This window comes from Rothia sp. HMSC065D02, assembly GCF_001815285.1.
GTDB lineage: Bacteria > Actinomycetota > Actinomycetes > Actinomycetales > Micrococcaceae > Rothia > Rothia dentocariosa.
In genome coordinates this window covers 459617-484579 of record NZ_KV820092.1, presented here as the reverse complement: position 1 = coordinate 484579, position 24963 = coordinate 459617, and the positions used below count along the sequence as shown (strand labels likewise).

20 protein-coding genes are annotated in these 24963 nt (G+C 53.5%); 3 read left to right on the top strand and 17 right to left on the bottom strand.

Features of this window, described 5'->3' with window-relative positions:
- Positions 1 to 5 precede the first annotated feature (5 nt).
- Both HMPREF3016_RS09545 and leuS read right to left on the bottom strand, forming a co-directional pair.
- Positions 6 to 953 (bottom strand): DegV family protein, encoded by a 948-nt coding sequence (locus tag HMPREF3016_RS09545; protein WP_070741866.1) that lies wholly within the window; start codon positions 951 to 953, stop codon positions 6 to 8.
- Positions 954 to 1091: 138 nt separating this feature from the next.
- Complete coding sequence (leuS, locus tag HMPREF3016_RS09540; protein ID WP_070741863.1) at positions 1092 to 3587, bottom strand: leucine--tRNA ligase; 2496 nt, start codon at positions 3585 to 3587, stop codon at positions 1092 to 1094.
- Positions 3588 to 3949: 362 nt separating this feature from the next.
- Between leuS and HMPREF3016_RS09535 the strand changes: the two genes are divergently transcribed.
- Positions 3950 to 4921: an alpha/beta fold hydrolase gene (locus tag HMPREF3016_RS09535; RefSeq protein WP_065423685.1), complete on the top strand. Its 972-nt coding sequence runs from the start codon at positions 3950 to 3952 to the stop codon at positions 4919 to 4921.
- A gap of 16 nt (positions 4922 to 4937) precedes the next feature.
- Positions 4938 to 6083, top strand: coding sequence for a glycosyltransferase family 4 protein (locus tag HMPREF3016_RS09530; RefSeq protein ID WP_048752129.1), 1146 nt, complete (start codon positions 4938 to 4940; stop codon positions 6081 to 6083).
- A gap of 101 nt (positions 6084 to 6184) precedes the next feature.
- Here HMPREF3016_RS09530 and HMPREF3016_RS09525 read toward each other — a convergent pair whose 3' ends face one another.
- The 15 genes from HMPREF3016_RS09525 to pyrR all read right to left on the bottom strand — a co-directional run bounded on the left by HMPREF3016_RS09525 (position 6185) and on the right by pyrR (position 23926).
- Positions 6185 to 7132: a hypothetical protein gene (locus tag HMPREF3016_RS09525; protein WP_141757717.1), complete on the bottom strand. Its 948-nt coding sequence runs from the start codon at positions 7130 to 7132 to the stop codon at positions 6185 to 6187.
- Between the two features lie 16 nt (positions 7133 to 7148).
- Entirely contained in the window at positions 7149 to 7754 is a 606-nt protein-coding gene (locus HMPREF3016_RS11010) for a hypothetical protein (protein WP_141757716.1), read from the bottom strand.
- Positions 7755 to 7914: 160 nt separating this feature from the next.
- Positions 7915 to 10365, bottom strand: a complete 2451-nt coding sequence (locus HMPREF3016_RS09520; RefSeq protein ID WP_239661855.1) for a primosomal protein N' — start codon at positions 10363 to 10365, stop codon at positions 7915 to 7917.
- 17 nt (positions 10366 to 10382) lie between these two features.
- Positions 10383 to 11588 carry a methionine adenosyltransferase gene (metK, locus tag HMPREF3016_RS09515; protein ID WP_070741860.1) on the bottom strand — a complete coding sequence of 402 codons (1206 nt, stop codon included), beginning with the start codon at positions 11586 to 11588 and terminating at the stop codon, positions 10383 to 10385.
- Between the two features lie 148 nt (positions 11589 to 11736).
- Complete coding sequence (locus tag HMPREF3016_RS09510; RefSeq protein ID WP_070741857.1) at positions 11737 to 13065, bottom strand: bifunctional phosphopantothenoylcysteine decarboxylase/phosphopantothenate synthase; 1329 nt, start codon at positions 13063 to 13065, stop codon at positions 11737 to 11739.
- An 18-nt stretch (positions 13066 to 13083) separates the two neighbouring features.
- Entirely contained in the window at positions 13084 to 13536 is a 453-nt protein-coding gene (gene rpoZ, locus HMPREF3016_RS09505) for a DNA-directed RNA polymerase subunit omega (RefSeq protein ID WP_004004717.1), read from the bottom strand.
- Between the two features lie 154 nt (positions 13537 to 13690).
- On the bottom strand, positions 13691 to 14263 hold the full coding sequence (gene gmk / locus HMPREF3016_RS09500) for a guanylate kinase (protein WP_070535047.1): 573 nt from the start codon (positions 14261 to 14263) through the stop codon (positions 13691 to 13693).
- Positions 14264 to 14316: 53 nt separating this feature from the next.
- Positions 14317 to 14664 carry an integration host factor, actinobacterial type gene (mihF, locus tag HMPREF3016_RS09495; RefSeq protein WP_037230933.1) on the bottom strand — a complete coding sequence of 116 codons (348 nt, stop codon included), beginning with the start codon at positions 14662 to 14664 and terminating at the stop codon, positions 14317 to 14319.
- A 178-nt stretch (positions 14665 to 14842) separates the two neighbouring features.
- Positions 14843 to 15700, bottom strand: coding sequence for an orotidine-5'-phosphate decarboxylase (pyrF, locus tag HMPREF3016_RS09490; protein ID WP_070741855.1), 858 nt, complete (start codon positions 15698 to 15700; stop codon positions 14843 to 14845).
- Complete coding sequence (carB, locus tag HMPREF3016_RS09485) at positions 15697 to 19041, bottom strand: carbamoyl-phosphate synthase large subunit (protein WP_070741852.1); 3345 nt, start codon at positions 19039 to 19041, stop codon at positions 15697 to 15699. The genes pyrF and carB overlap by 4 nt, the downstream gene beginning before the upstream one ends.
- Entirely contained in the window at positions 19042 to 20232 is a 1191-nt protein-coding gene (gene carA / locus HMPREF3016_RS09480) for a glutamine-hydrolyzing carbamoyl-phosphate synthase small subunit (protein ID WP_070523968.1), read from the bottom strand. It abuts the gene before it with no gap.
- A gap of 130 nt (positions 20233 to 20362) precedes the next feature.
- Positions 20363 to 20908, bottom strand: a complete 546-nt coding sequence (locus HMPREF3016_RS09475; RefSeq protein ID WP_070741849.1) for a PH-like domain-containing protein — start codon at positions 20906 to 20908, stop codon at positions 20363 to 20365.
- A gap of 55 nt (positions 20909 to 20963) precedes the next feature.
- Positions 20964 to 22271, bottom strand: coding sequence for a dihydroorotase (locus HMPREF3016_RS09470; RefSeq protein ID WP_070741846.1), 1308 nt, complete (start codon positions 22269 to 22271; stop codon positions 20964 to 20966).
- Positions 22272 to 22295: 24 nt separating this feature from the next.
- Entirely contained in the window at positions 22296 to 23297 is a 1002-nt protein-coding gene (locus HMPREF3016_RS09465) for an aspartate carbamoyltransferase catalytic subunit (protein ID WP_070741843.1), read from the bottom strand.
- A complete protein-coding gene (pyrR, locus tag HMPREF3016_RS09460; protein ID WP_070741840.1) occupies positions 23294 to 23926 on the bottom strand; it encodes a bifunctional pyr operon transcriptional regulator/uracil phosphoribosyltransferase PyrR in 633 nt (210 codons plus the stop codon). Before pyrR ends, HMPREF3016_RS09465 begins: the two co-directional genes overlap by 4 nt.
- Before the next feature lie 244 nt (positions 23927 to 24170).
- On the opposite strand from pyrR, the gene HMPREF3016_RS09455 reads away from it, so the two are divergent.
- A complete protein-coding gene (locus HMPREF3016_RS09455; protein ID WP_048752107.1) occupies positions 24171 to 24941 on the top strand; it encodes a hypothetical protein in 771 nt (256 codons plus the stop codon).
- The last annotated feature ends 22 nt before the right edge of the window (positions 24942 to 24963 follow it).

Here is a 24963-nt window from a genome sequence, read left to right as displayed (position 1 = left end):
CATGGCTAATAGATGACAGCGGCAAGTGCACCCAGTCCGGAATGCGCCGCCAATACGGGCGGGAGAGAGCTAAGAACCGCATCCGAAGCGAAGGCTCCCAACGAATCTTGCAAGGCTTTAGCCTCCGCAAAGTTACCCATATGGTGAAGCGCCACCACATGACCGGTTGGCCGCACGCCGTGCTGCGCAGCCGCAGCTGCAGGATGCTTTTTTACCGATTGGTGCTTAGTACAAACGTCACGAATAATCTGCGTGAGGCGTTCTTTCGCGCGCGTTGCGGTACGGGGGCGCTCAACATAGGTCAGTTTTCCATCCGCGACCGTGCCGATAGGCTTGATCTGGAACATCTGCCCGACCATCGCCAACGCGGGCGAGACACGACCCCCGCGGCGAAGCGCATCGAGAGTAGGAATGTAGAAATAAATGTCGGTCTCGGCGCATATACCGGTAACTACTTCGGCAAGTTCCTCAGGACTATCGCAAATATCGGCTACATCATGGGCATGCAGCGCCGCATGCCCATAGGCTCCGGCGACGGTACGGGAATCAAGTACGGTCACTCGCGCTTTAGAAAGCTGCGCACCCACTCGCGCTGACTCAACGGTTCCAGAGAGCTCTCCCGAGAGGTGTATCGACAGAATATGCTCGTACCCTTCATCAACGAGGGCATCGTAGGTATCGGCAAAGACACCGGGGGCAGGGCCGGAGGTATGGACCGTATTTCCGAGGACATGCGCCATTAAAATGGCTTCGTCAATTTCCTCGAGGCTAAGACCGGTTAAATCGCGGGTATTCGTCTCGGTTCGTGTGCCCCTGATGCCTGCGCGTGCGGGCGTCTCTTGAACGGATACCGGCATGGGTACCACAGCAAACCCACCGCGTTCTTGACGCTCCTTAAGAATTTCAGGAGCAATAGCAGCGGCTGAGTCTGTCACAACAGCGATGCGTCCCATAAGGCACCCTCCTGAATCTTAAAAATACGGCAATTTGCAATAACCGACTTTCTCATCATAGCTAAAAAGAATGGTGCCGCCGGAAGCAAAACCCGAAAAGTTTTCTTCCGGCGGCACCGCATCAACGTTCTGAAAACTCTAGATGACGATATTCACCAGTTTGGGGACTCGCACAATCACCTTACGGATTTCGGAGCCTTCCACCAGCTTCGCGATAGTCTCGTCCTCCAGGGCTTGTTTTTCAAGCTCAGCTTCAGAAATATCCTTTGATACCTCAAGGCGCGCCTTAACTTTGCCCTTGATCTGTACGATTGCGGTGACGGTATCATCCACGAGTAGGGATTCATCTACCTGCGGGAAACCTGCGGTCAGCACCGGGTTATCGTATCCCAGCGCGTGCCACATGTCCTCGGCGGTGTACGGCGCGTAGAGTGACAATAAGATCGCAATAGTTTCGGCGGCTTCGCGCACCGCGGGGTCTGCTCCCCCAGGGCCCGAATCGATAGCTTTACGGGTAGCATTCACCAGCTCCATAGTCTTGGCGACCACCACGTTGAACTTACCAGTGTCAAGAAGCTGTTTCACATCGTGTACGGTACGCGCCACCAGCTTGTGCAGGTTCGCATCGCCGGATGCCGCATCCACACCAGGTTCGGAGGTAACGTCTTGAGCAATACGCCATGCGCGCGCCAAGAACTTCTGCGAACCGGCGGGCGAAACATCCGCCCAGTCCACATCATCTTCGGGTGGCGAAGCGAAAATCATGGTAGTGCGCACTGCATCCACACCGAACTTATCAAGCTGCTCACCCAGGTTTACACCATTGCCCAGCGATTTCGACATGGCCTTACTGCCGTTGAGAACCTGACCCTGATTCATGAGAGCCTTGAACGGTTCACTATGCTCAATCAGTCCCAAATCACGAATAACTTTCGTGAAGAAACGCGCATACAACAGGTGCAGAATCGCATGTTCCACACCGCCCACGTACATATCGACCGCGCCCCATTCCCTGATCGCCTGCGGGTCGAAGGGGCCTTCGGCGTAACGGGGTGAAACATAGCGCAGGAAGTACCAGGAAGAATCCACGAAGGTATCCATAGTGTCGGAATCGCGGCGAGCGCTCTTACCGCATTGCGGGCAGGGAACTATGGCCCAGTCATCGGCGGCAGCAAGGGGCGATTGTCCCTTGGGAGCTAACTGTTCACCGCGCAGATTATCTGGGAGCAGAACCGGCAGCTGTTCTTCAGGAACCAGTACCTCGCCACAGTTCTCACAGTGAATCACGGGAATAGGCGTGCCCCAGAAACGCTGGCGCGAGAGCAACCAGTCGCGCAGGCGGTAAATAACCTTACCTTCGCCGGTGCCGGCAGCCTCAACCAGCTCGGTAGCCTTCGCAATAGCTTCTGCCTTAGGAAGTCCGGTTAGCTCACCGGAGTTAATGAGCACCCCATCGCCTGCAGTGGCGATACCCGACTCGGCAGGGTCTTCCTCGCCCTCGACGTCGAGCACCGTCACGATCGGCAGGTCAAATTTCTTCGCGAAGTCAAGGTCACGCTGATCGTGCGCAGGCACCGCCATAATAGCGCCGGTACCATAATCGGCAAGCACATAATCGGAAGCCCACACCGGCAACTTTGCGCCGTTCAGCGGGTTGATTGCGTAACGCCCAGTAAACATACCAGTCTTTTCACGCTCGGAAGACTGGCGGTCAATATCGCTGAGCGCCTTAATCTGCTCGCGGTAGTCCTCTAGCGCCTGTGCCTGTTCGGGTGCCACAATCTTCTCGGCAAAGGTCGAGTCAGCGGCAACAACAATAAAGGTTGAACCGTAGAGGGTATCTGGGCGGGTGGTGAAAACCGTGAAGGATTCGGCAGGCTGCGCCTCGGTAGCCTCAATCTCGAAGCGAACCTCAGCACCTTCGGAACGCCCAATCCAGTTCCGCTGCATCAGCAGAACACGTTCGGGCCATTTGCCCTCAAGTTGCTCCATATCGTCAAGAAGCTGCTGAGCGTAGTTAGTAATCTTGAAGTACCACTGATTCAACGATTTTTTGGTAACCGTGGTGCCGCATCGTTCGCAGGCGCCATTAACCACCTGTTCGTTCGCGAGCACCGTCTGATCTTTGGGGCACCAGTTCACCATCGAGTCTTTGCGGTAGGCCAAGCCCTTCTTATAGAACTGCTCGAAAAGCCACTGGGTCCACTTATAGTATTCGGGGTCTGAGGTGTGCAGGCGTCGTTCCCAGTCCACGGCGATAGCGTAGCGTTTGAAAGATTCTGCCTGCGTGTCAATATTCTTGTAGGTCCACTCTTTTGGGTGGGTACCGTTCTTGATAGCAGCGTTTTCTGCGGGCAAACCGAAGGAATCCCAGCCGATGGGGTGCAGAACATCGTAGCCGCACTGCTTGTAGTAGCGGGCATTCATGTCTCCAATAGCAAACGCTTCTGCGTGGCCCATATGCAGGTCACCTGAGGGGTACGGAAACATGTCTAGCACATAGCGGCGACCTTTCGCGGCGTTGCCGGTTGGCTTGAAGACACCCGTTTCTTCCCAGTAGGGGCGCCATTTCGCTTCCTGTGTACGGAAGTCATACGCATTCTCAGTGCGTTCGGTCTCTACCTCAGCAGACACTACGATTCCTTTGACGTTTGATTTTCGCTAACCAACCTATTCTAGCGTGTACCCACAAAGGTTTCTTGATGTATTCATAAACTCACGAGTTCCCGTTTCATATCGTGGATGCCCCACCGCCCCGCCAGCCTCGCCTTCGTTTCCGCCCGATTACCCTCGCGCGTGTAAACCATTTTCAGCCGTATACGACGAAAAACTCTGAATATTGTTTGACTTTTATCTGAATCTCCAGCACCTACACAGAAATTCCACGTACACTGAGAGAACTCATTGTGTGCGTAAGCCGGTTTACGCACGCCCTCCGTGAATCTCCCGCAGGGATTTACAGTGACCGAGCCCGCAACATACGAAAGGTACCCGCCGTGACATCACCTAGTACCGTTCTTGAAGGTGTGCCGGGGGCACTCATCCCGGGCACCAGATTTGAAGTAGAGCTGCTTGGGGCAACTACACGGTATTGGCAGTACGGTGCGGGCATGGGTACCGGCGTTTTTCCCTCCGAAAGCTCTCCAAAAATCCTACTGATTCACGGGTTCCGCGGCGATCATCACGGGCTTGAGATTATTGCGAACAGGCTTCTGAAGCTTTTACCTGAAGCTAGTATTATCAACCCCGATCTGCCGGGTTTCGGGCGTTCAGAAGACCTGCCTATGACTGTTTCTTTGCAGGGCTATACCGCATGGCTGCACGCGCTTATTGGGCAGATAAACCCTGGCCGTCCTGATGGCTCTGATATTCACGTGGTAGGGCACTCGTTCGGGTCTATCGTGACCGCCGCTTATGCCGCCGAATATCCGCACGGGCTTGACCGCCTAACGCTCATTAACCCCATTAGCGAGCCCGCACTCGAAGGGTCACAGAAGATTGCCTCGCGGGCGGCATCGTTTTACTATCGCGTGGGCGCGGCGCTTCCCGAACGGTTGGGGTACCCGCTGCTGCGTTCGCAGCTGATTACCCGCGTAACGAGCGAGCTGATGATGCGCACCCGCGAACCGGCCATGCGCCGCTTTATCAATAACCAGCATGCCGCCTATTTTGGATCTTTCGGCTCGCGTAAGGGTGTTTTGCAGGCGTATGAGGTTTCGATTTCGGCAACCGCTGCCGAGTTTGCCCCGCAGATTCGGGTTCCCGTGCAGATGCTTGTTGCCGAAGACGATGATTTGGGTACCCCGCAGACGGCGCGCGCCATGTTTGCCGCGCTTGAGGGGCGCCCGTACTCCCCCGGCGAACGTTTTGAGATGATTCCTGAGGTTGGGCATTTGATTCATTATGAGACGCCTACATTGGCGGCAGGTTTGATTGCAGAATTTACGCACGAAGATTTTACGGTGTAATCCCAAGGAGAATCCTATGAAACTTATGGTTGACGCCCGTTATACACGTATTGGCTTTCACGACGGCATTAGCCGGTATACCGCTTCGCTCCTGGGCGCATTGAAGGATTTGATGGATTCCGGTGCTCCCGAAGTTGCCGATCTGCAGTTGGTGATGGTGGTTAGCGATGAATGCCAGCTGCAGATGCTCCCGGATTTGCCGCATGTGAAGATTTGTTCACCGACCGGACCCTTAGAACCGACTGCGGCTCTTCAGCTCAATAAGTACAACCCTGATGTTGTTTTTTCGCCCATGCAGACGATCGGTTCGGTGGGGCGTAAGTTCAAGCTGGTGCTGACTTTGCACGACTTGATTTATTACGACCACCCGACCCCTCCGGGGTTTTTACCTGCACCAGTGCGTGCTGGGTGGCGGCTGTTCCATAAGAGCTACACACCGCAGCGCATGCTGCTGAACCGGGCAGATGCCGTGGTGACGGTTTCGGAGTCTACGGCGCGGCTAATTCGTGAGCACCGGTTGACAGAGAAGCCGCTACACGTGGTACCGAACGCGCCGCAGCCGGGGTCGGTGGTGAGCGAGGATGAGGCTCTGCGCCGTGCAAAGTCACGGGCTGAGGGCGCGAGCAGGCACCTGGTGTATATGGGCTCATTCATGCCGTATAAGAATGTGGAGACTCTGCTGTACGCCATGCGTGAGCTGCCGGGGTACACGCTGCATTTACTGTCGAAGATGCCGGATGCGCGCCGCGCCGAGCTCGAAGATCAGGGGTTACTCTCTCCCCTGGCAGCAAGCTCGAACGTGGTGGTGCACAACGGGATTTCTGATGACGAGTATGCGGAACTTCTGGAGTCTGCCCACGCACTGGTGACGGCTTCACGAGCTGAGGGCTACGGCCTGCCTGTGGTAGAGGCGCAGGCGGCGGGCTGCCCTGCCGTGATTAGCGATATCGATATTTTCCGCGAGATCGCCCCGCACGCCGTTTTTGCTCCTGTAACCGAAAACCCGCAGGCAGATGCCCGCGCCTGGGTTGAAGCGATCCGCTCTCTCGAAGACGATGCAGTACGCGACCGCGTGATCCTCGAAGGACTACAAGATGCTTCGCACTATTCCTGGCGCGACTCGGCGTTGAAGCTGGTGAGGGTTGTGGAGAACGATATGTAAATTTACTAGGATCGTAAAGTCAACGCTGAGATAGAGCGTTATGACGAATTCAATAAGCCTTTACATAATCAAACTACTATAACTATATTAAGTTTGGAAGCTTATAATCCCAATTTATGAACAATACCCTCAAAACCGCCACATTTCTTTTCAAGTTCTTGGAGGACAGCGTGCATACGTAAAACGCATTCACAGGATAGACTTGCAAAAAACACCGCAGCTTCGTATAACCGATAGTCAGAATCCCCGATCAGATTAATATCACCACGATTTTTACTAATATATATAGGTTCATCGATATTAGTATGTATAACGTCGAGATACATATAAGAATACGCTAGCTCTAGTTTAGTTGCCATAGCACCACTATCACTAAGAGATTCAATATGAATCCCATTTTCTGTCGTGGCAAAAGATTTGGCAGAATGCCATGTAGTAGCAAATATTAGATCTAGTTTATAGGGACAATCATCTGGTAATTTTTTAACTTCATTTTGCAGTTCTTTGCGAAGAGCATGTATATCATCAAAATTAGGGCGCGACAATGAACGTTTTTCTTCAGGGAGGAACAATACATTAAGGGTTTTTACCAACATATCAAGCAGAGAAATATACGTATTAAAATCTTGTGTTTGTATAAAGTCTCCCTTTAGGAGTTGTTGACATATAAATTTTATGGAACTAGCAATTGAGGTATATTTTAATTCAGAGCGAAAGAATACTCTTAAATCCACCAAAAGTGAAACTATGTATTCTTCATCTGGGAGTTTATCAAATACCCTTCCATTCAGAGTATAATCATTTAGTAAAACTTCCTTCTTTAACATGTTATTACGAGGGAAACTGATATAATTTTCCTGAATATGTGTAATATCCATAGTAGGAAAATCACACATATACACGAAAGGATTCTCGCACATCTGGTAGATTTTACCAACAAATAAATCTATTCTAGAAAGATTTATCACTCGAGGATCATTAGGAGTATTTTTACTTTTTCTAGATGTACCATTACCTCTATTATTTTTTTGTTTATTGCGGCGTCCCAATTACTACTCCCTGTTTCTAGCTAAACTTTGGTTCTGGATTTCTATAATATACATTATTTGTAGATAAAATATGGTTAAGTTCCTCCATTTCCCGAAGAATTTCAATAGTTTCCATGCAAACATGTGATATTTTTGCAACTGTGTATATTGAGCAGGATAGTATTTGCTTATTAGAATACTGTAAATAGTTTATTTGAAGATCACAAACTGATGCATGTAATACCTTGGAATTAATCCATCTACTATAAATGTTACCCCATGTACTATTCTCTATCTCATCCTCAATATCATTCCATAATTTTTTTAATTTTACCACTGCGTCAGTTTTGAATGTGTTATCTTTGTATTCAGATATTAATATATTAAAAAATGTAGAATAATACGCATCTTTAAGAAAGAAAGGGCGTTGTTCTCCTGCTAACCCCCTAAAAAGTGCTCTACTTTCTGGGGGTAATTTATTTATACCTTTGAGTGAAAGACTCTCAGTATCAAATATAGTATCTATATCTATGGAATGTGCTAATGGATGATAATTCATTGGATTACTACATGCCCTTAATAATTTCTTTAAGAAAATATAAACCTTAGGGTTATTCATAAAATTAGTTGATTCTACAGTCATTGTTAAAATCCATTTCATGGAGGTGAAAATTCTAGCTATACTTCCTTGATTACAAGATTACGATATTCTAATTGATTGTCAAGTTAACATCCTGGTGTACATGAAATATTTCTATAACTTTTAGAGTAAAGTAAATACTATCTCGGGTAGAACTTACCGGTTACACCACATCCAACCCATCACAACGAACCTGAACCGCTCCGACACGCTTGAGTGCCGAAAGCGCCGCACGCACGGAGCGCAGCTCGTGGGTGACCTGCGGTGCTTGAGCGTAGGAGAAGAAGAGAATAGCGCGCCAGTCGCCGGGAACCGCATCCTCGGTCCCTGAGGGTGAAGGCTCAGATATATCGCCTTCTCCCCCGCTCTCGACTCCGGCATGCACAGATTGGTGCGCAAAGTAATCTTCGTCCAGCGGCACAGGCCCGGTCACCCGAACACCTTCCGGCAGGTTCAGCTCTGCAAGGAACGCCTGAACATCATCCTCGGTACCCGTAATAGCCGCCGTGCGTACCGCCGGGGGCAAACCGATCTGCGACCGCTCATCCAACTCGTACAGGGCAAACCATGTGGGATCCCACCGGACCAACGCCTGCTCCACCGGCGATGGCGACGCGGTCGTCACCACAACCCCACCCTGAGCAGCAGAACGCACGAGCGCCGCAGCGTTGAACCAGCGCCTCAACGCAGCCTCCGGGGCACGCAAAGAATCAAAACGCAGCATAGAATCGGCGTCCAGAAGCAAGGCCGCCGCATAACCGCCGAACGCCACAGGCTCAGCCCCGGGGGTGGCAACCACCAGCGCCGGTTCGGCACCCACCGAAGCACGCACATGATCCCCCGCCGAAGAAATTACCGGAACCCCCCGGAAAGCACGTCCCAGCTCCTCTGCGGTGCGCAAAGCCCCCACAGTACCCGAACGCCACTGATCATACCCGCACTCTGCACACCGCCACTGCTGTGCCAAACGCCCGCACCAAGAACAACTCGGCACCGAAGCACTCGCCGCCAACGAGAGCGGCCCCCGGCACGTATTACAGCGCGCAGGCATGCGGCACCGCTGGCACGAAAATGACGGAACATAACCGCTGCGCGCTACCTGCACCAGCACCGGGCCATGCTGCAGAGCCACACGCGCACGCTCAAATGCCAACCGAGGAATACGTGCCACAGCCGCCAACGGGTCACGCGCCAACTGATAGTCGTTGCCCGTCGAAAAAATGCGCGGCGAAAACTCGTGCACTATCGCCCGAGGTGCCCGCACATGCGAAGCCCACCGGGTGCGTACCAATCGTGCCGATTCGCTGCTCATCGCGTACCCAGCGAACAGCACCGCCGCATCCGTTGCTTGGGCACGCAACAACAGCACATCGCGCGCGTGACAATAGGGCGAACGGCGCTCCACAAGCGAAGAATCGCCGTCATCCCAGCACACCAACAGCCCCAAATTAGCGACCGGAGCGTAAGCAGCCGCACGAGTGCCGATCACAATAGGTACCAGCCCCAACCGCGCCTTCAGATAGGCGTGATACCGGCTATGCGGTTTATCGCTCGAACTCAACCGAACATAAGCACCCGCTGGCACCCAACGTTTCAGCGCGTCCTCAAGCCTGTCGAGAGTCTTCTGATCGGGAGCCACCGCTAAGGCACCACGGCCATTTGCAGCCGCCGTCACCACGGCAATAGCCAGTAGCTCAGCCCAATCGAACTCAGGATGCGCGGGCAGCACATTCATGACAGCACGCGCAGGAGACCCAGCCGCCAGATCCTCTAAAAATTCGGCGCCATTCTCATAATCGCTAAAGGCACGGGAATCTTCCGTCGAAACCTGGGCAACGGGCGGATGAAGCTGATAGGGCGCGAAACCACCCAAGAGGAAACCGCGAATATCATCGGTCAAAGAGGGCGAATCGCCCGCCGGTAATTCTTCAGGAGCTTCTTCCTGCGGCTCGTGGTCGGTATCTGAGTCATCTTCGGCGACCGATTCAGAAACACGATCTTCCGCCTTATCGGCGGTTTCATCAGATCCTTGCGGCAGACCCATGAGCTCGGAGAACGTGGGCAAAAACTGCGCGTACTGTTTATCAAGAGATGCCACGCGCGGCGTCACCGCAAGCCGCAAAACATTCGCCACGGTTGAGGCGTAACGATCGGCAAGTGCCTCTGCAAGGTCAAAGATCTCGGCAGAAACCGCAGGAATCCTCGACAGAACCGACAAAAGCGGCTGCAGGCCCTTAGCAACATCGGTTGTTTCGGCGCGCTCCGCAATAAAACCCGTAACCCGCTGCGAGCCGAACCGCACACGCACACGGGCGCCGGGAACCGCGTCTTCGCTCAGCTCAGCGGGAACCTGATAGTCAAAGGTACGGTCAAGATGCGGCAGGGTGTTATCTAACCGAACCCGCGCCACCGGGTACGGAACCCCGCTCTGAGCAAGCTGCCGGTGCACATCAACAGGCTCAGGCTCGGGAGGAATCAAGGCATCGCGGAGAGCAGGAAATCCCTGCAACAGATCAGGCTGTTGCAGGGATTCCTGCTGAGCGGGCTCAGAAGCCGAAACGTTCATCGACGAAGTATCGGTAGGGTTCTGAGCATCCGCGTCATTGGGCTGCATACTCGCAGGTTCACGCATTAGGATGCTGAAACCGCCGAACGCAGAGCCTCAACACGGTCCAAACGCTCCCACGTGAACTCGGGTTCATTGCGGCCAAAATGACCGTGAGCCGCGGTCTTTTTATAGATGGGTCGGCGCAAATCAAGGTCATTGATAATAGCCAACGGGCGCAGGTCAAAGACCTCACGCACGGCCTTCTCAATCTTGAGGGGATCAACCTTTTCGGTTCCAAAAGTCTCGACGTACAGGCCCACAGGTGCCGCCTGCCCAATAGCGTAAGCGACCTGAACCTCGGCACGGTCAGCAAGACCAGCGCCCACAATATTCTTGGCGACCCAACGCATGGCGTATGCCGCAGAACGATCAACCTTCGAGGGATCTTTGCCCGAGAACGCGCCGCCGCCGTGACGGGCTGAACCGCCATAGGTATCAACAATAATCTTGCGACCGGTCAAACCGGCATCGCCCACGGGACCGCCCTGCACAAAACGACCGGCAGGGTTCACAATAAACTTCGTGTTCGAGCTATCAAACTCGGCGGCATCCAGCACCGGAGTAATCACGTGCTTGATAATATCCGCACGCAAATCCGCTAAATCGTAATCGGCGGTGTGCTGGCTAGAAACCACCACGGTATCAACCGAAACAGGCTTATTATCGGCATCATACCCCAAAGTAACCTGAGTTTTGCCGTCCGGGCGCAAGTTCACCAGCGTACCGTTTTTACGAACATTCGTCAGACGCTCTGAGAGACGATGCGCCAGCCAAATCGGTGCGGGCATCAATACGTTCGTCTCGTTCGAAGCGTACCCAAACATAATGCCCTGGTCGCCCGCGCCCTGGCGGTCATAATCATCAACCGCGATACCGCTGCGAGCCTCTAAAGACTCATACACACCAGCATTAATATCGGGTGACTGCTCGCCAATTGATACCGATACACCGCAGAATTCACCATCGAAACCGCGGGTCGATGAATCGTAGCCAATACCTAGAATAGTTTCACGAACAATCGATGGAATCTCAACATAGCTTGAGGTTGTCACCTCGCCAGCAACATGAACCTGGCCGGTTGTCACCATTGTTTCTACAGCAACGTTCGCGGTGGAATCCTGCGCGATAATGCCGTCAAGAATCGCATCAGAAATCTGGTCACAAATTTTATCGGGATGCCCTTCAGTCACCGACTCGCTGGTGAAAAGGCGTAGATGGTTATTACTCACGGTTTCTACTCTACTAGGTTTGGGGCACGCGGGATACAGTACCCAAGGATGTGAACTCGTGTATCAATTATGACAGAACGTTACACGGGTTCGGAGGGAGGCAGTCATAAACTTAATCGGCTGCACCTTAGGCGTATTTATGTTTTCTTCAGGGCTTTACATACTGTGCAAGAGTGCGCAATATCTGATCGGAAACGACTTGTTTAGAGCCTGAAAAAACAGGTTCCCGATCTGTGAACGAAGAGAGCAACGTAATCGTATTCTCATCGGTTCCGAAACCCTGATTTACGCCCACCGTGTTGAGAGCCAGAAAATCGCAGCCCTTACGCGCCAGCTTCTCGCGCCCAAGCTCAAGCGGGGTTCGCTCAGCTGACCCAGTCTCTGCGGCAAAACCTACAATCAAGTGCGCACCGGCACCTGTCTTCTGTCGAAGATCCACAACTTCACGCAGAATATCCGGGTTGCGTACCAGCTGAATCGTGGGAGCGTCCGAAGAATCTGCGGTCTTCTTAATCTTGAACTCGGCGTATTCGGCAGGCCGAAAATCTGCAACCGCTGCTGACATAATAAGCATATCGGCGTTGTTCTGAGCTTCCAGCACGGCATCGTGTAGTTCACGGGCGCTCACCACTCGGGTTACCTGTACTCCCTCAGTCGCGGGGACTTCAAGATTAGCGCCGATTAGATGTACCGATGCCCCCAGATTACGCGCAGCTTGTGCCAAAGCTACACCCTGTTTACCTGTTGAGCGGTTACCCAAAAAACGCACCGGATCCAAGGCCTCACGGGTGCCTCCAGCTGTAATCACGATGCGTTTCCCCGCCAAAATTCCAGACCCGGGCTCAACACCTAATGCAAATGAGCTGCTAGGCTCTTCCGCCGAGCCAGTGTGAACCGGACGTGTGGGCGTATATCCCGGAATCTGCGAAGGATGCTGCTCCCCCTCCGGGAACTCGGCAATTACGCGCTGCGCCGCCTCAAAAATATCTTCCGGCTCCGGCATACGGCCCACACCCGAATCGGGACCCGTTAGACGCCCAACCGCCGGTTCAATCACGTGATACCCAAGTTCGCGTAAAGTCTGCACATTTGTTTGCGTTGCCGGATGCTCCCACATCTGAGTATGCATAGCGGGAGCCATAATCACCGGAGCGTGAGTAGTCAGTACCGTAGCAGAGAGCAAATCATCGCAGCGCCCCGCTGCCAACCGAGACATCAAATCGGCGGTCGCCGGTGCTATAACAATCGCATCCGCTAGCTCGGCCTGGCGAACATGGTTAACCTCAGGAACACGCTCAAAAACGCTCGTGGAAACCGGGTTGCCGCTCAGGGCCTCGAAGGTAGCTTTACCCACAAACTCCAGGGCAGCTTCGGTGGGCATGGCAATAACTTCATGCCCATCTTTTGCGAAAAGACGAAGGAGCATTACCGCTTTATACGCGGCAATGCCCCCTCCAATACCAACGATAATGCGCATGGTATTTACAAACGTTCCTTACTCAGCGGAGTCGTCAATAACAACCTCTTCAAGAGCAATAACCTCTTCGGTACCGGCAGGAATGTACTCCTCCTCAATAGCGCCGAAATCGGCGTCGCCCAGACCCAAGGATGCGAATTCCTCAGGAACCAGGTAACCATCTTCGTTGAAGTGCCCATCCGGCACGTGATCGGCAACAATTTGATCTGCCATAATTTCACGCATTGCAACCGAAAGAGCCTTGTCATTAGCCTCAGACTCAACCAGAGGACCAACGTGGTCGCCCGCACTCTCCTGCAGATTCGCGTAATAAGCGTTAATCTGGCGAGCACGACGAGCACCGAAAATCACCAGCCCGTACTTAGACTCAGCCTTCTGAATCAGCGCATCCGCGCTGGGGTTCACAATCCCCTCGGGAGCTACGCCATCAACGAAGTTGTAGTCTTCGTGCTCTTTGATTTCGTTTACCACAGAAACTCCAATATGTTGTCTTTGTACACTGCTGACATTCATGTACACGAACTCAGCCAAAACTAAAGCAATATTCTACCGCTAAACTCGGTAAAAATCACGTACCCTAACGAGAAAGCACAGTAATACCCGGCACGCCGTCAAAATACGTACCCTATGCTTCAGCAGATTCAGCACCCACGATGTGCGCAATCTCCTGCGCCGCGCGCTCTACCGAATCATTGATCACGGTTACGTCGAACTCGCTTTCAGCCTCAAGCTCGATTTTGGCGGTCTCAAGACGCCGCTGCTGTTCCTGCTCTGATTCAGTACCGCGCCCCACCAGTCGAGACACAAGCTCATCCCAGCTGGGCGGTGCCAAGAAAATCAGCTGTGCCTCCGGCATAGACTCCCGAATCTGCCGAGCCCCTTGAAGATCAATCTCAAGGATTACTGGGCGACCAGCATTTAGAGCTTCCTGAACCTTAGCACGCGGAGTACCGTATTTATTCTTACCGTGCACTACCGCATACTCAAGCATCTGTCCGTCAGCGATCATCTGATCGAATTCCTCATGCGAGACAAAATAGTAGTGCACCCCCTCTTCTTCGCCGGGACGAGGGTCACGAGTAGTTGCCGAAACGGAAAACCAGACGTTCGGATAGTGCTCACGAATATACTGGCAGACGGTTCCCTTACCCACGGCAGTGGGACCAGCCAGAACGGTAAGTCTAGGTTGAGCAGTCATCGGGTTCTTCCTACGGTGTGATGTAATAATGCTATTTTATTCGGCGGCAAGAACTATCGACCACTACGGCGGCGTGTATGCCGAACATTGCGGTTAAAATACTCCACCATTTTACGGCGTTGATGCACACCAAGACCGCCCAAACGGCGGGTCGGCGCGATTTGCAACTCTTCCATAATTTTCTCGGCACGCACAGCACCAATTCCCGGAAGGGCACGGAGCATTTGATCAACAGGCATCTTTGCAAGAGCTTGGTCATCATCGACCAGATCGAGTACCTGACGTACCGACAGCTCACGGGTAGAAAGTGCCTGCTTAACTTCCTGGCGGCGAGTACGGGCAAGCAACGCCTTTTCACGTGCTGATGCACGCACCTCATCGGTTAGCGGCGTAATCGGCATGGGGTCTCCCATCAAGCGATATATGTATATAAATCAGCGTTCTTACGTTTTCTAACTTAGCATGTTGCACTGTAAAACGATGAACTGAGGTTCGTAACGTAAAGCCTTTCAAGCTCAACACAGCGCAATGGCGCACAGAGCAGATAAACTCTGTACGCCACCACGCGATCACAACGAATTACGATGTACCACGCGCACGCACTAAATCGTCACGTGCACTCTGCGCCGCCCGCGCCAGGTCAGTCGGCTGCGGACCTGCAGAGAGCACGCTACGGCTGGAATTCACCAAAACCTGAGATTCAACACCTGCAAAAATCCGGTATAGGTCCTCAGCACTAGCCCCCTGGGCACCATATCCCGGTGAAAGAATGGGACCGTTGAAAGTGCTCAGGTCTATCGCCAATTCCTTGAGGGCCTCCCCTACAGTGGCACCCACAACTAGACCGCATGAACCCATGCGTTCCCAAGTTTGCGCAGTGTTCTCTGCGGCAGCTGCGGCAATAACCTGCTTCGCTACCGCGCCGGTATCTTCTGCTTTGCCCACATGTTGCACACTCTTACCCTCAGGGTTTGAGGTCAGCGCCAGCACGAAAGTTCCACGCTGGTTCGCAGTTGCCGCATCCAGCGCTGGGCGAAGCGATTCGAACCCCAAGTACGGGCTTAACGTGACCGAATCTGTACCGAGTGGTGAAGAGGTACTGAGCCAGGCATCCGCATAGGCTTTCATAGTCGAGCCAATATCACCACGTTTTGCATCCGCCACGATCAGAACCCGGTCTTCGGCGGCGCGAGCAAAGAGCTCTTCCAACACGGCAAGACCTGCGGAACCGTTGCGCTCAAACAGGGCAACCTGGGGTTTGAGCGCTGCGGCGTAGGGGGCGCATCCTTCGTAGACATTCATAGCGAAAGTACGCAGAGATTCGGCAGAATCTTCCAAACTCCAGGCCTGCAGCAGGTTCGGATGCGGGTCAATACCCACACACAACGGACCGTATTCGTCCATCGCAGCCGCAAGACGATCACCGAAGGGGATCACGAAAGTTCCCCCTCACGCACCTGTTCGCCCTTGTCCTGCCCCTGCTCTCCGGTACTGGCGGTCCGCAAGAACTCACCATGCTCTTGCAGATTTATAATCTCCCAGCTACGCTCGCGCAGCGCAGTGATAGCCTGAACAGCAGCCGCGAACTCCGAAATCGTGGTCATCACAGGGCACCCGACACTGACCGCCGCCGCACGGATCTCGTAACCATCGCTACGAGCAGCACCACCGGCAGGCGTATTCAAAATCAGATCAATTTCGCCATTGCGCACCATATCAACGATCGAATGCTGACCGTTTGCTTCCGCAAACTTGGATGCAACCGTGGAATTCACACCATTGCGACGAAGCACATCTGCAGTGCCGCCGGTGGAGACAATCTCGAAGCCCAGCTGTTCAAGCATCTTGGCATAGATAATCACATTGCGCTTATCATGGTTAGCCACCGAAACGAAAACCTTACCCTCGGTTGGCAGCGGTGATCCCGCGCCCGCCTGGGCTTTAGCAAAGGCAGTGTCGTAGAGGGTATCAAGACCCATGACTTCGCCGGTCGAGCGCATTTCGGGGCTAAGTAGGGAATCAACCACTACACCCTCAGGAGTGCGGAAGCGGCTAAACGGGAGAACCGCTGCTTTAACTGCAATTGCAGTATTCTGCGGCAGGGATGCACCATCCATGTTCTTAGGCAAGTATCCCTCTGCCTTCAATTCAGCAATGGTTTTCCCTAAACCAATCATCACGGCAGCCTTTGCCAGCTGCACGCCGGTTGCCTTTGAGACAAACGGTACGGTGCGAGACGCACGTGGGTTTGCCTCAATCACGAACAGATTCTCGGAGACGTAAGCAAATTGAATATTAATCAGGCCCCGCACTCCGGTACCACGCGCAATAGCCTCGGTTGCTTCTTTAACCTTGGCGATCACATCGGGGCCCAAGGTAATTGGCGGCAAGGTGCAGGAGGAATCACCTGAGTGAATGCCGGCTTCCTCAATATGTTCCATGACACCGCCCAGGTAGAGCTCGGTGCCGTCAAAGAGCGCATCCACATCAATCTCAATAGCATCTTCCAGGAACTTATCGATGAGCGCTGGCTGAGAGGGAGAAACCTCGGTCGCATTTTCAAGGTAGCGTGCAAGATTTGCTTCGTCATAGACGATCTCCATACCGCGCCCGCCCAGCACATAGGAGGGACGAACCAACACCGGGTACCCAATCTCATCGGCAACGCGTTTGGCGCCCTCGAAGGTATATGCGGTACCATTCTTCGGCGAGATCAGGCCACCTTCCTCCAGCACGCGCGCAAACTCGCCGCGATCCTCAGCAAGGTCAATAGCTTCGGGAGTAGTGCCCAAAATCGGGACCCCAGCATCTTTGAGGGCTTTCGCGAGCTTTAGCGGAGTCTGTCCGCCCAACTGCACGAAAACGCCCAACAAGCCGCCCGTGCGGCGCTCTGATTCAACAATTTCGAGCACGTCTTCCAACGTCAGCGGCTCAAAATACAGACGAGTCGAAATATCGTAATCGGTTGAAACAGTCTCCGGGTTACAGTTCACCATAACCGTCTCGTACCCCAGAGAACGCAGCACCAGAGAAGCGTGCACGCAAGAATAATCAAACTCGATACCCTGGCCAATGCGGTTCGGCCCCGACCCCAAAATCATGATGGAGGGAGTCTCATGGTGAGCGACCTCATCCTCAGAATCATAACTAGAGTAGTGATAGGGGGTAAACGCCTCGAACTCAGCGGCACAAGTATCAACAGTCTTGAATACGGGGCGAATACCTAGGGCATGGCGCACACCGCGCACAACGTCCTCAGAAGATCCGATAATCTCTGCGATTTGCGGGTCAGAAAAGCCGTGGCGTTTTGCCAGCTGCAGGATTTCAGGGGTCAAGTTATCGCGATTTTCCCGCACAATCCCGGCGACTTCATTCAGCAGCACCAGCTGATCTAAGAACCATGGATCAATCTTGGTGGCTTCAAAAACCTGCGCAATAGATGCGCCCGCCAAAAGTGCCTGCTGCACCTGATAGATACGCTGCGTGGTGGGTATCTTGGTCTTCTCGATAAGCGCGTCAAGTTCTTCGGCATTCAGTTGCTGCTTCGTGAACGAGAAAGAAGCACCTTTCTGCTCTAGAGAGCGCATAGCCTTCTGGAGTGCTTCGGTGAAGTTACGGCCCAGCGCCATTGCTTCACCCACCGATTTCATGGTGGTTGTGAGAGTCGGATCAGCGGCCGGGAACTTCTCAAATGCAAAACGTGGTACCTTGACGACCACATAGTCGAGGGTCGGTTCAAAGGATGCGGGCGTCTTCTGAGTAATGTCGTTCGGAATCTCATCCAGGGTGTACCCCAGCGAAAGTTTGGTCGCAATTTTAGCGATCGGGAACCCGGTTGCTTTAGACGCAAGCGCTGAAGAGCGTGAAACGCGTGGGTTCATTTCGATAACGATGATGCGCCCGGTCTTGGGGTCTACGGCAAACTGAATATTGCATCCGCCGGTATCAACCCCAACTTCGCGGATCACGTTGATAGCGATATCGCGAAGTTTTTGGTACTCACGGTCGGTGAGGGTGAGGGCAGGCGCTACCGTGATGGAGTCGCCGGTGTGCACGCCGACCGGGTCGAAGTTTTCAATCGAGCAGACGACTACGACGTTGTCATTTTTGTCGCGCATCATTTCGAGTTCGTATTCTTTCCAACCAAGAATAGATTCTTCGAGCAGAACCTCGGAGGTAGGCGAATACTGGATACCTGCGCCGGCAATGCGGTAAAGATCTTCTTCGTTGTAGGCCATGCCGGAGCCAAGTCCGCCCATGGTGAAGGAAGGACGCACGACCATGGGGTAACCGAGCTCTTTGGCCGCTTCAAGAGCTTCCGGCATGGAGTGCACAATGATCGAACGTGCCGATTCGCCGCCCGCGCGCTCTACCACGCCTTTGAACGCTTCACGATCTTCGCCCAGGTTTATGGCTTCGATATTTGCGCCGATGAGTTCAACATCGTATTCGCGCAGAGTGCCCTGCTTATCGAGAGCGATAGCGGCGTTGAGCGCAGTCTGCCCGCCTAAGGTAGGAAGAATGGCATCTGGGCGTTCTTTTTCGATAATCTTAGCGATGACTTCGGGGGTAATCGGCTCAATATAGGTGGCATCTGCAAACTCAGGGTCGGTCATAATGGTCGCCGGATTGGAGTTTACGAGGACAACACGCACACCTTCTTCTTTGAGCACGCGTAGAGCCTGAGTGCCGGAGTAATCGAATTCGGCTGCCTGACCGATGACGATCGGACCTGAGCCGATGACAAGGACGCTGTTAAGGTCGGTACGACGTGGCATTTAGGCTTCCTTTGCAGTCTTCTTGGTGGAGGTCATGAGGTCAATAAAACGGTCGAAAAGGTATGCGGAGTCGTGCGGACCTGCGGCTGCCTCCGGGTGGTATTGAACCGAGAACGCGGGAATATCTTTGCAGGTTAGCCCCTCGACCACGTTATCATTCAGTCCCACATGGGAAACCATGACCTCGCCGAATTCGGAGTTGGGGGCGGTTACGTATTCACCGATAGGCGCATCGACGGCAAACCCGTGATTTTGGGCGGTTATTTCGACTTTGCCGGTGGTTTTATCCATGACGGGCTGGTTGATACCGCGGTGTCCAAAGGGCAGCTTGTAGGTACCGAACCCGAGCGCACGCCCGAGAAGCTGATTGCCAAAGCAGATACCGAAGAACGGGGTGCCCTGGCGCAGTACACCCTGCAGGAGTTCGACCTGTTCGTCAGCAGTCGCCGGGTCGCCGGGACCATTGGAGAAAAATACGCCGTCTGGGCGAAGCGCATTTACGGTCTCAAGGGTTGTGTTTGCGGGCAGTACATGTACGCGCACGCCGCGTTCCGCAAAACGCTGCGGGGTCATAGATTTGATGCCAAGGTCGAGCGCGGCAATGGTGGCAACCGGCGGAGCGAACCAGCCGTATTGGTGAGGTTCAACTGTGTAGGCTTCCGTCACGGAAACGGTATCGGCAAGTTTACGGCCCGCCATCGGCTCGGAAGCGCGCACCGCTTCCAAAAGTTCGGCTTCGGGGCGATTGGCGTGACGTCCCGAAAAAATGCCTGCACGCATTGAACCGCTAGAGCGTAGGCGGCGAGTCAGCGCACGAGTATCAATGCCCTGAATACCCACGATACTTTGGGTCCTGAGTTCGTCATCCAGGGTACGTTCTGCACGCCAGTTGGAGGCAACACGTGCGGCATCTCGTACCACGTACCCGGCAACCCAAATTTTGCGGGATTCTGCATCTACCTTGTTCACACCGGTGTTACCGATATGAGGCGCGGTCTGCACCACGATTTGCCCAGCGTAGGATGGGTCAGTCAGCGTTTCTTGGTAGCCGGTCATGCCGGTGGAAAATACTGCTTCGCCTAAGGATGCGCCAATTGCTCCATACCCGTAGCCTCGGTAGATGGTGCCGTCCTCAAGAACAAGTAACGCGCGGTCCGTGCCCAAAGCACCGGAACGTGTCATCTCAGTCATGCTCTTACTTTCCTTTTCTCGGTGGTCTGTTCCCCTGCTTGTGCCCGTTATAAGTGGAACACTGTGTGCAGGAAATTCTTGGTATGCCGTTCGCAATTAGCGGGCATTTTGTGGGTGAGTTGTATGTGTATTAGTGATGTGCCGTCTCTTCCCGCACCCATTTTTCGGGGCTATCGACCGCATCCGGCGAGATCTCGCGAAGCTTCTCAAGTGCGATTTTTTTCTGATCGGCATAGCGAGTGCGAAATCCGGTCTGCACGCGGTGGCCGTCAAGAGTCCAACCGATCACGATAAGTCCGTCACGTTCTACAACCTTGCCGATCATTCCCCGCCCGGTGGTAATGACCGCAAGTTTCTTCGCGGGAATCCACAGGTCTTTAGCCCCGTTGCGGGTGAAGATAATGCCGTCCGAGTAGATCAGGAGCGTGGATTTTGTTTTGAACCCCAGCTGGTCGAACCCCACACGGTTCAGTTCATCACCGAACATCGTAGTGCTCACATACTCCCCTTCAAACGCCGCTTCGGCTTCAAGCCCGTCGTAGCGTTCAGGAACGTCTTTGAGCGAACCGAACATCGTGGACTGCCTCTTGAGCCGGGATTTCCAGCCGTGCCAAATACCGAAGAAACACAGCACCACCACGGCAACGCAGATAAGGGTGGGAATTAGTTTTTCCACGGTTCTTCTTTCTCCTCGGTTTATTGCAGAGGTTTTACTCCTGTATTAGGAACGATCAAGCCTGCCGGTGAGGGCTCGCGAGCTCGCCATTCAAAACGGTTGGATGCCCCGCGTAAAAGGTTGCACGCACAACACCGGGAACCTCCATCCCGCGATACGGGTTGTTCTTGCCCTTCGTGGCCTGCTCCTCAGGCTTAATCACCCGGGTAGCCTTCGGATCAACCAACACTATATTTGCTGGTTCACCTTCGGCAAGCGGACGGCCCTGCTCAGCATCCAGGCTGCCAATTTTCGCCGGAGTTTCGCTCATAATCCGTGCGACATCAGCCCAGGTAATATGCCCTGGCTCCACAAGGGTCATCTGAATAATCGAGAGAGCCTGCTCAAGACCGGTCATGCCGTTTGCAGCACACGCCCACTCGCATTCTTTGCTTTCTGCCGGATGCGGTGCGTGGTCGGTACCAATAACATCAATAATGCCGTCGGCAACAGCTTGGCGCAGAGCAAGCACATCCTCTTCGGTGCGTAAAGGCGGGTTCACCTTAAAAATCGGGTCGTAGGTGCGCGCCTTTTCATCGGTCAGAATCAGGTGATGCGGGGTGACTTCGGCGGTTACCTGCACGCCGCGAGACTTAGCCCAGCGCACAACCTCTACCGAGCCTTTAGTCGAGAGGTGGCAAATATGCAGACGCGAGTTCAAATGCTCAGCCAGCAGAACATCGCGGGCGATAATAGCTTCTTCCGCCACAGCAGGCCAGCCGGTAAGCCCCAGATCGGCGGAAACCTTGCCCTCGTTCATCTGAGCGCCCTCAGTGAGGCGGGGCTCCTGCGCATGCTGCGCGATCACACCATCAAAAGTCTTTACGTATTCAAGGGCACGGCGCATAATCGCCGGATCGTAGACGCACATGCCGTCATCCGAGAACACTCGAACCTTCGCTTCAGAGGTCGCCATAGAACCAATGTCCGAGAGGAATTCGCCTTTCAACCCAACTGTCACCGAGCCGATGGGCTGCACACGGCACCAACCGGACTCTTTACCCAGACGGTCAACCTGCTCAACTACAGCTGCAGTATCTGCAACGGGAAGTGAGTTCGCCATCGCAAAAACAGCCGTGTAGCCGCCTAAAGCCGCCGCGCGAGTACCGGTCTCAACGGTTTCAGAAGCCTCATATCCTGGCTGGCGCAGGTGAGTATGAATATCGACCAGACCCGGAAGAGCAATCTGACCAGAAGCATCAACGACCTGAGCGTCTGCGGCTTCTATATCTTGACCGATATGCGCAATTTTGCCATCCTCAATCAGGATATCGGCAACGCGCTCACCCAGCAGGGAGGCGCCTTTAATAAGGTACGTGCTCATGTGTATTCCTTCTTTCGGATAGCGTTAAGATTCGTCGCCGGAATATAGTTTCTCGCTTGACCCGTCAGTCAGGAGCAGGTACAGCACCGCCATGCGAACCGCCACGCCGTTACTGACCTGGCGCAGCACCCAGGCGTTCTGAGAATCGGCGGCTTCGGCGCACAGCTCCAGCCCTCGGTTCATGGGACCGGGATGCAGAATTGCGATTTCTTGAGGCTGCGCCAGCAGATTCTCGAAACGTTCTTTGGTGAGTCCCCACAAGGCGGTATATTCCTCTGCTGAGGGAAAGTAAGCGGCGTTCATACGCTCTTTTTGGATGCGCAGCATCATAACCGCGTTAGGTTTTGTAGCGATTGCGTCATCGAAATCGTGGAAAACCTCAAGTCCCCAATCCTGCTTCCAACGCTCAGTATGCACAGGCAAAAGCGTAGGCGGAGCCACAAAAGCGACATCGGCCCCCAGATTTTTTAGCAACCACAGATTCGACCGCGCCACGCGAGAGTGCAGAATATCCCCCACGATCAGCACACGCATGCCGTTTAAATCGGTTCCTCGCGGTGATTCCAGACCATCACGCTGAGCCTTAAACTGGCGCAGCGAAACCGCATCTAAAAGAGCCTGCGTTGGATGCGCATGCGTGCCGTCCCCCGCATTTAGCACAGGAATATCGGTCCACCCGGCCTCGGCAAGACGCTGCGGAGCACCCGAAGCCGAATGACGAATCACGAAGGCATCCGCGCTAATCGCTTTGAGAGTCTGAGCAGTGTCTTTGAGGGATTCTCCCTTAGAAACCGATGAACCACGCGCAGCAAAATTGGTGATATCGGCGCCCAGACGTTTCTCTGCGGATTCGAAGGACAGTCTGGTACGCGTTGAGTCTTCAAAGAAAAGGTTGACTACAGTCTTGCCGGCAAGCACATTGAGCTTCCGGTTTTCTGCCTTAACCTGTGCCATATAATCAGCAACGTCGAGTATTTCAATGGCCTGAGTTCGTGTGAGATCGCGAGTGTCAAGCAGATGTTTCATGAAAGCTGTCCTTCCAGCTGAATGATATCAACGCGGTCTGTGGCGTTATCCGTTTCTTCGAGTACCACACGAACCTTCTCTAAGGCACTGGTCGGAAGGTTTTTCCCCACGTGGTCGGCGCGAATTGGGAGTTGCCGGTGCCCGCGATCAACTAACACAGCAAGACGCACCAGAGCCGGACGTCCGTATTCGTTAAGGGCGTCCAATGCGGCCCGAACAGTGCGGCCGGAGTACAGAACATCATCGACGAGAACCACATTTTTGCCGTCGAGACCACCCACCGGGATCAAGGACTCCCCCGCGCTGCGGTTTTCATATTCCTCATCGGTGAGGTCATCGCGATACGAGGTAATATCGAGAGCGCCCAGGCCATTTTTGATATCAAAATTTGAGTCATTCGTCTGGATGCGCTGTGCCAGACGCTGTGCCAACGGGTATCCACGAGACCGAATACCTAAAAGCACCAGGTTATCGGTTCCCTTATTAGACTCAAGAATTTCAAAAGCAATACGTGTAAGAGCGCGACGGATCTCATCGTCGCTAAGGATAGTGTGCCCTTCATTGGGCGTTTTTATTGGCGCGCCTATGGGATGCGCACCAGGCTCATAGGGTACAGATGTCCCCGACACAGCCGACTCCTTCCCCGCCTCACGGGACGGATTTAAAGGTCTCTTGCTTTTACCAAGACTACCATACGTACCACGCAGTTCAGGGGTATGTGTTCCTGAAGTTTTAATTTTTTTCGGAGTCAAAATCCTCTACATATCATGCAATAAACGCTCATGTTCCCTGAACAAAGACTCATAAAACGTCGAGAGTCCATTATGCTAGTAAAAGCATCACCGATAGTACAACCACACCGAGGACTGCATCATGGAAGATCTCTTTGAGGGCCTGGTAAGAATTATCTTTGGGATTCTTGCAGCCCCTATCGTTTTCGTGGCGCACCGCTACTTTAAGCGCCGCAACCGAATGCGCACCCGGCAGCTTATGGAGCTTGGCTTCGCTTCTTCCACTCAGGTGATTCGGCATACTCTTGGAGAGACTCAACGCAACTCATACTTCTCGGTTATTGGTGCAGTCCTCTTTGGACTATGTACCCTCATCATGGCATGGATTTGGATAGCTTCCTCTTTTGACACTATCGCTACTGTCCTACTGAGCGTCGTTGCTCTATGCGCTCTTATCTTCATCTGGTACTACCGCCGATCCTACGTTGAGTTCAGGCTATACGAGTTTATGAGATCCCGGCTTGGCGAGGGCGTTATCACTCTTGACTATGCTGATATTGATGCCTATACATTTACCTACAATAAGTTTGAAACCGCTCTTAAAATCACCACGGTATCCGGCATATCATTTGAGCTCGATCCCGCCATTCAAGACTGCCGTTACCTCTGTGCCATGATCGCTATGCGTATGCGTTCTAATCGCTGGCCCGATCCGTCCTCAGACCGTGATATGAGCGTTGTGCTTCATATGATGCGTACACAACACTGGCTCAAGTTCCTACTGCACGTACGTGAAGGGTCTAACCTTGCTGCTAATAATCTCGCTTCTACCCAGCATCGCAATACTCGGTACACCCATGAGGGCAGCGAACTTTTTGAAGAGGCTAAACGCCAGCTCGGGTTCTATGCATAACCCGGCTTGATCTGTATGAATG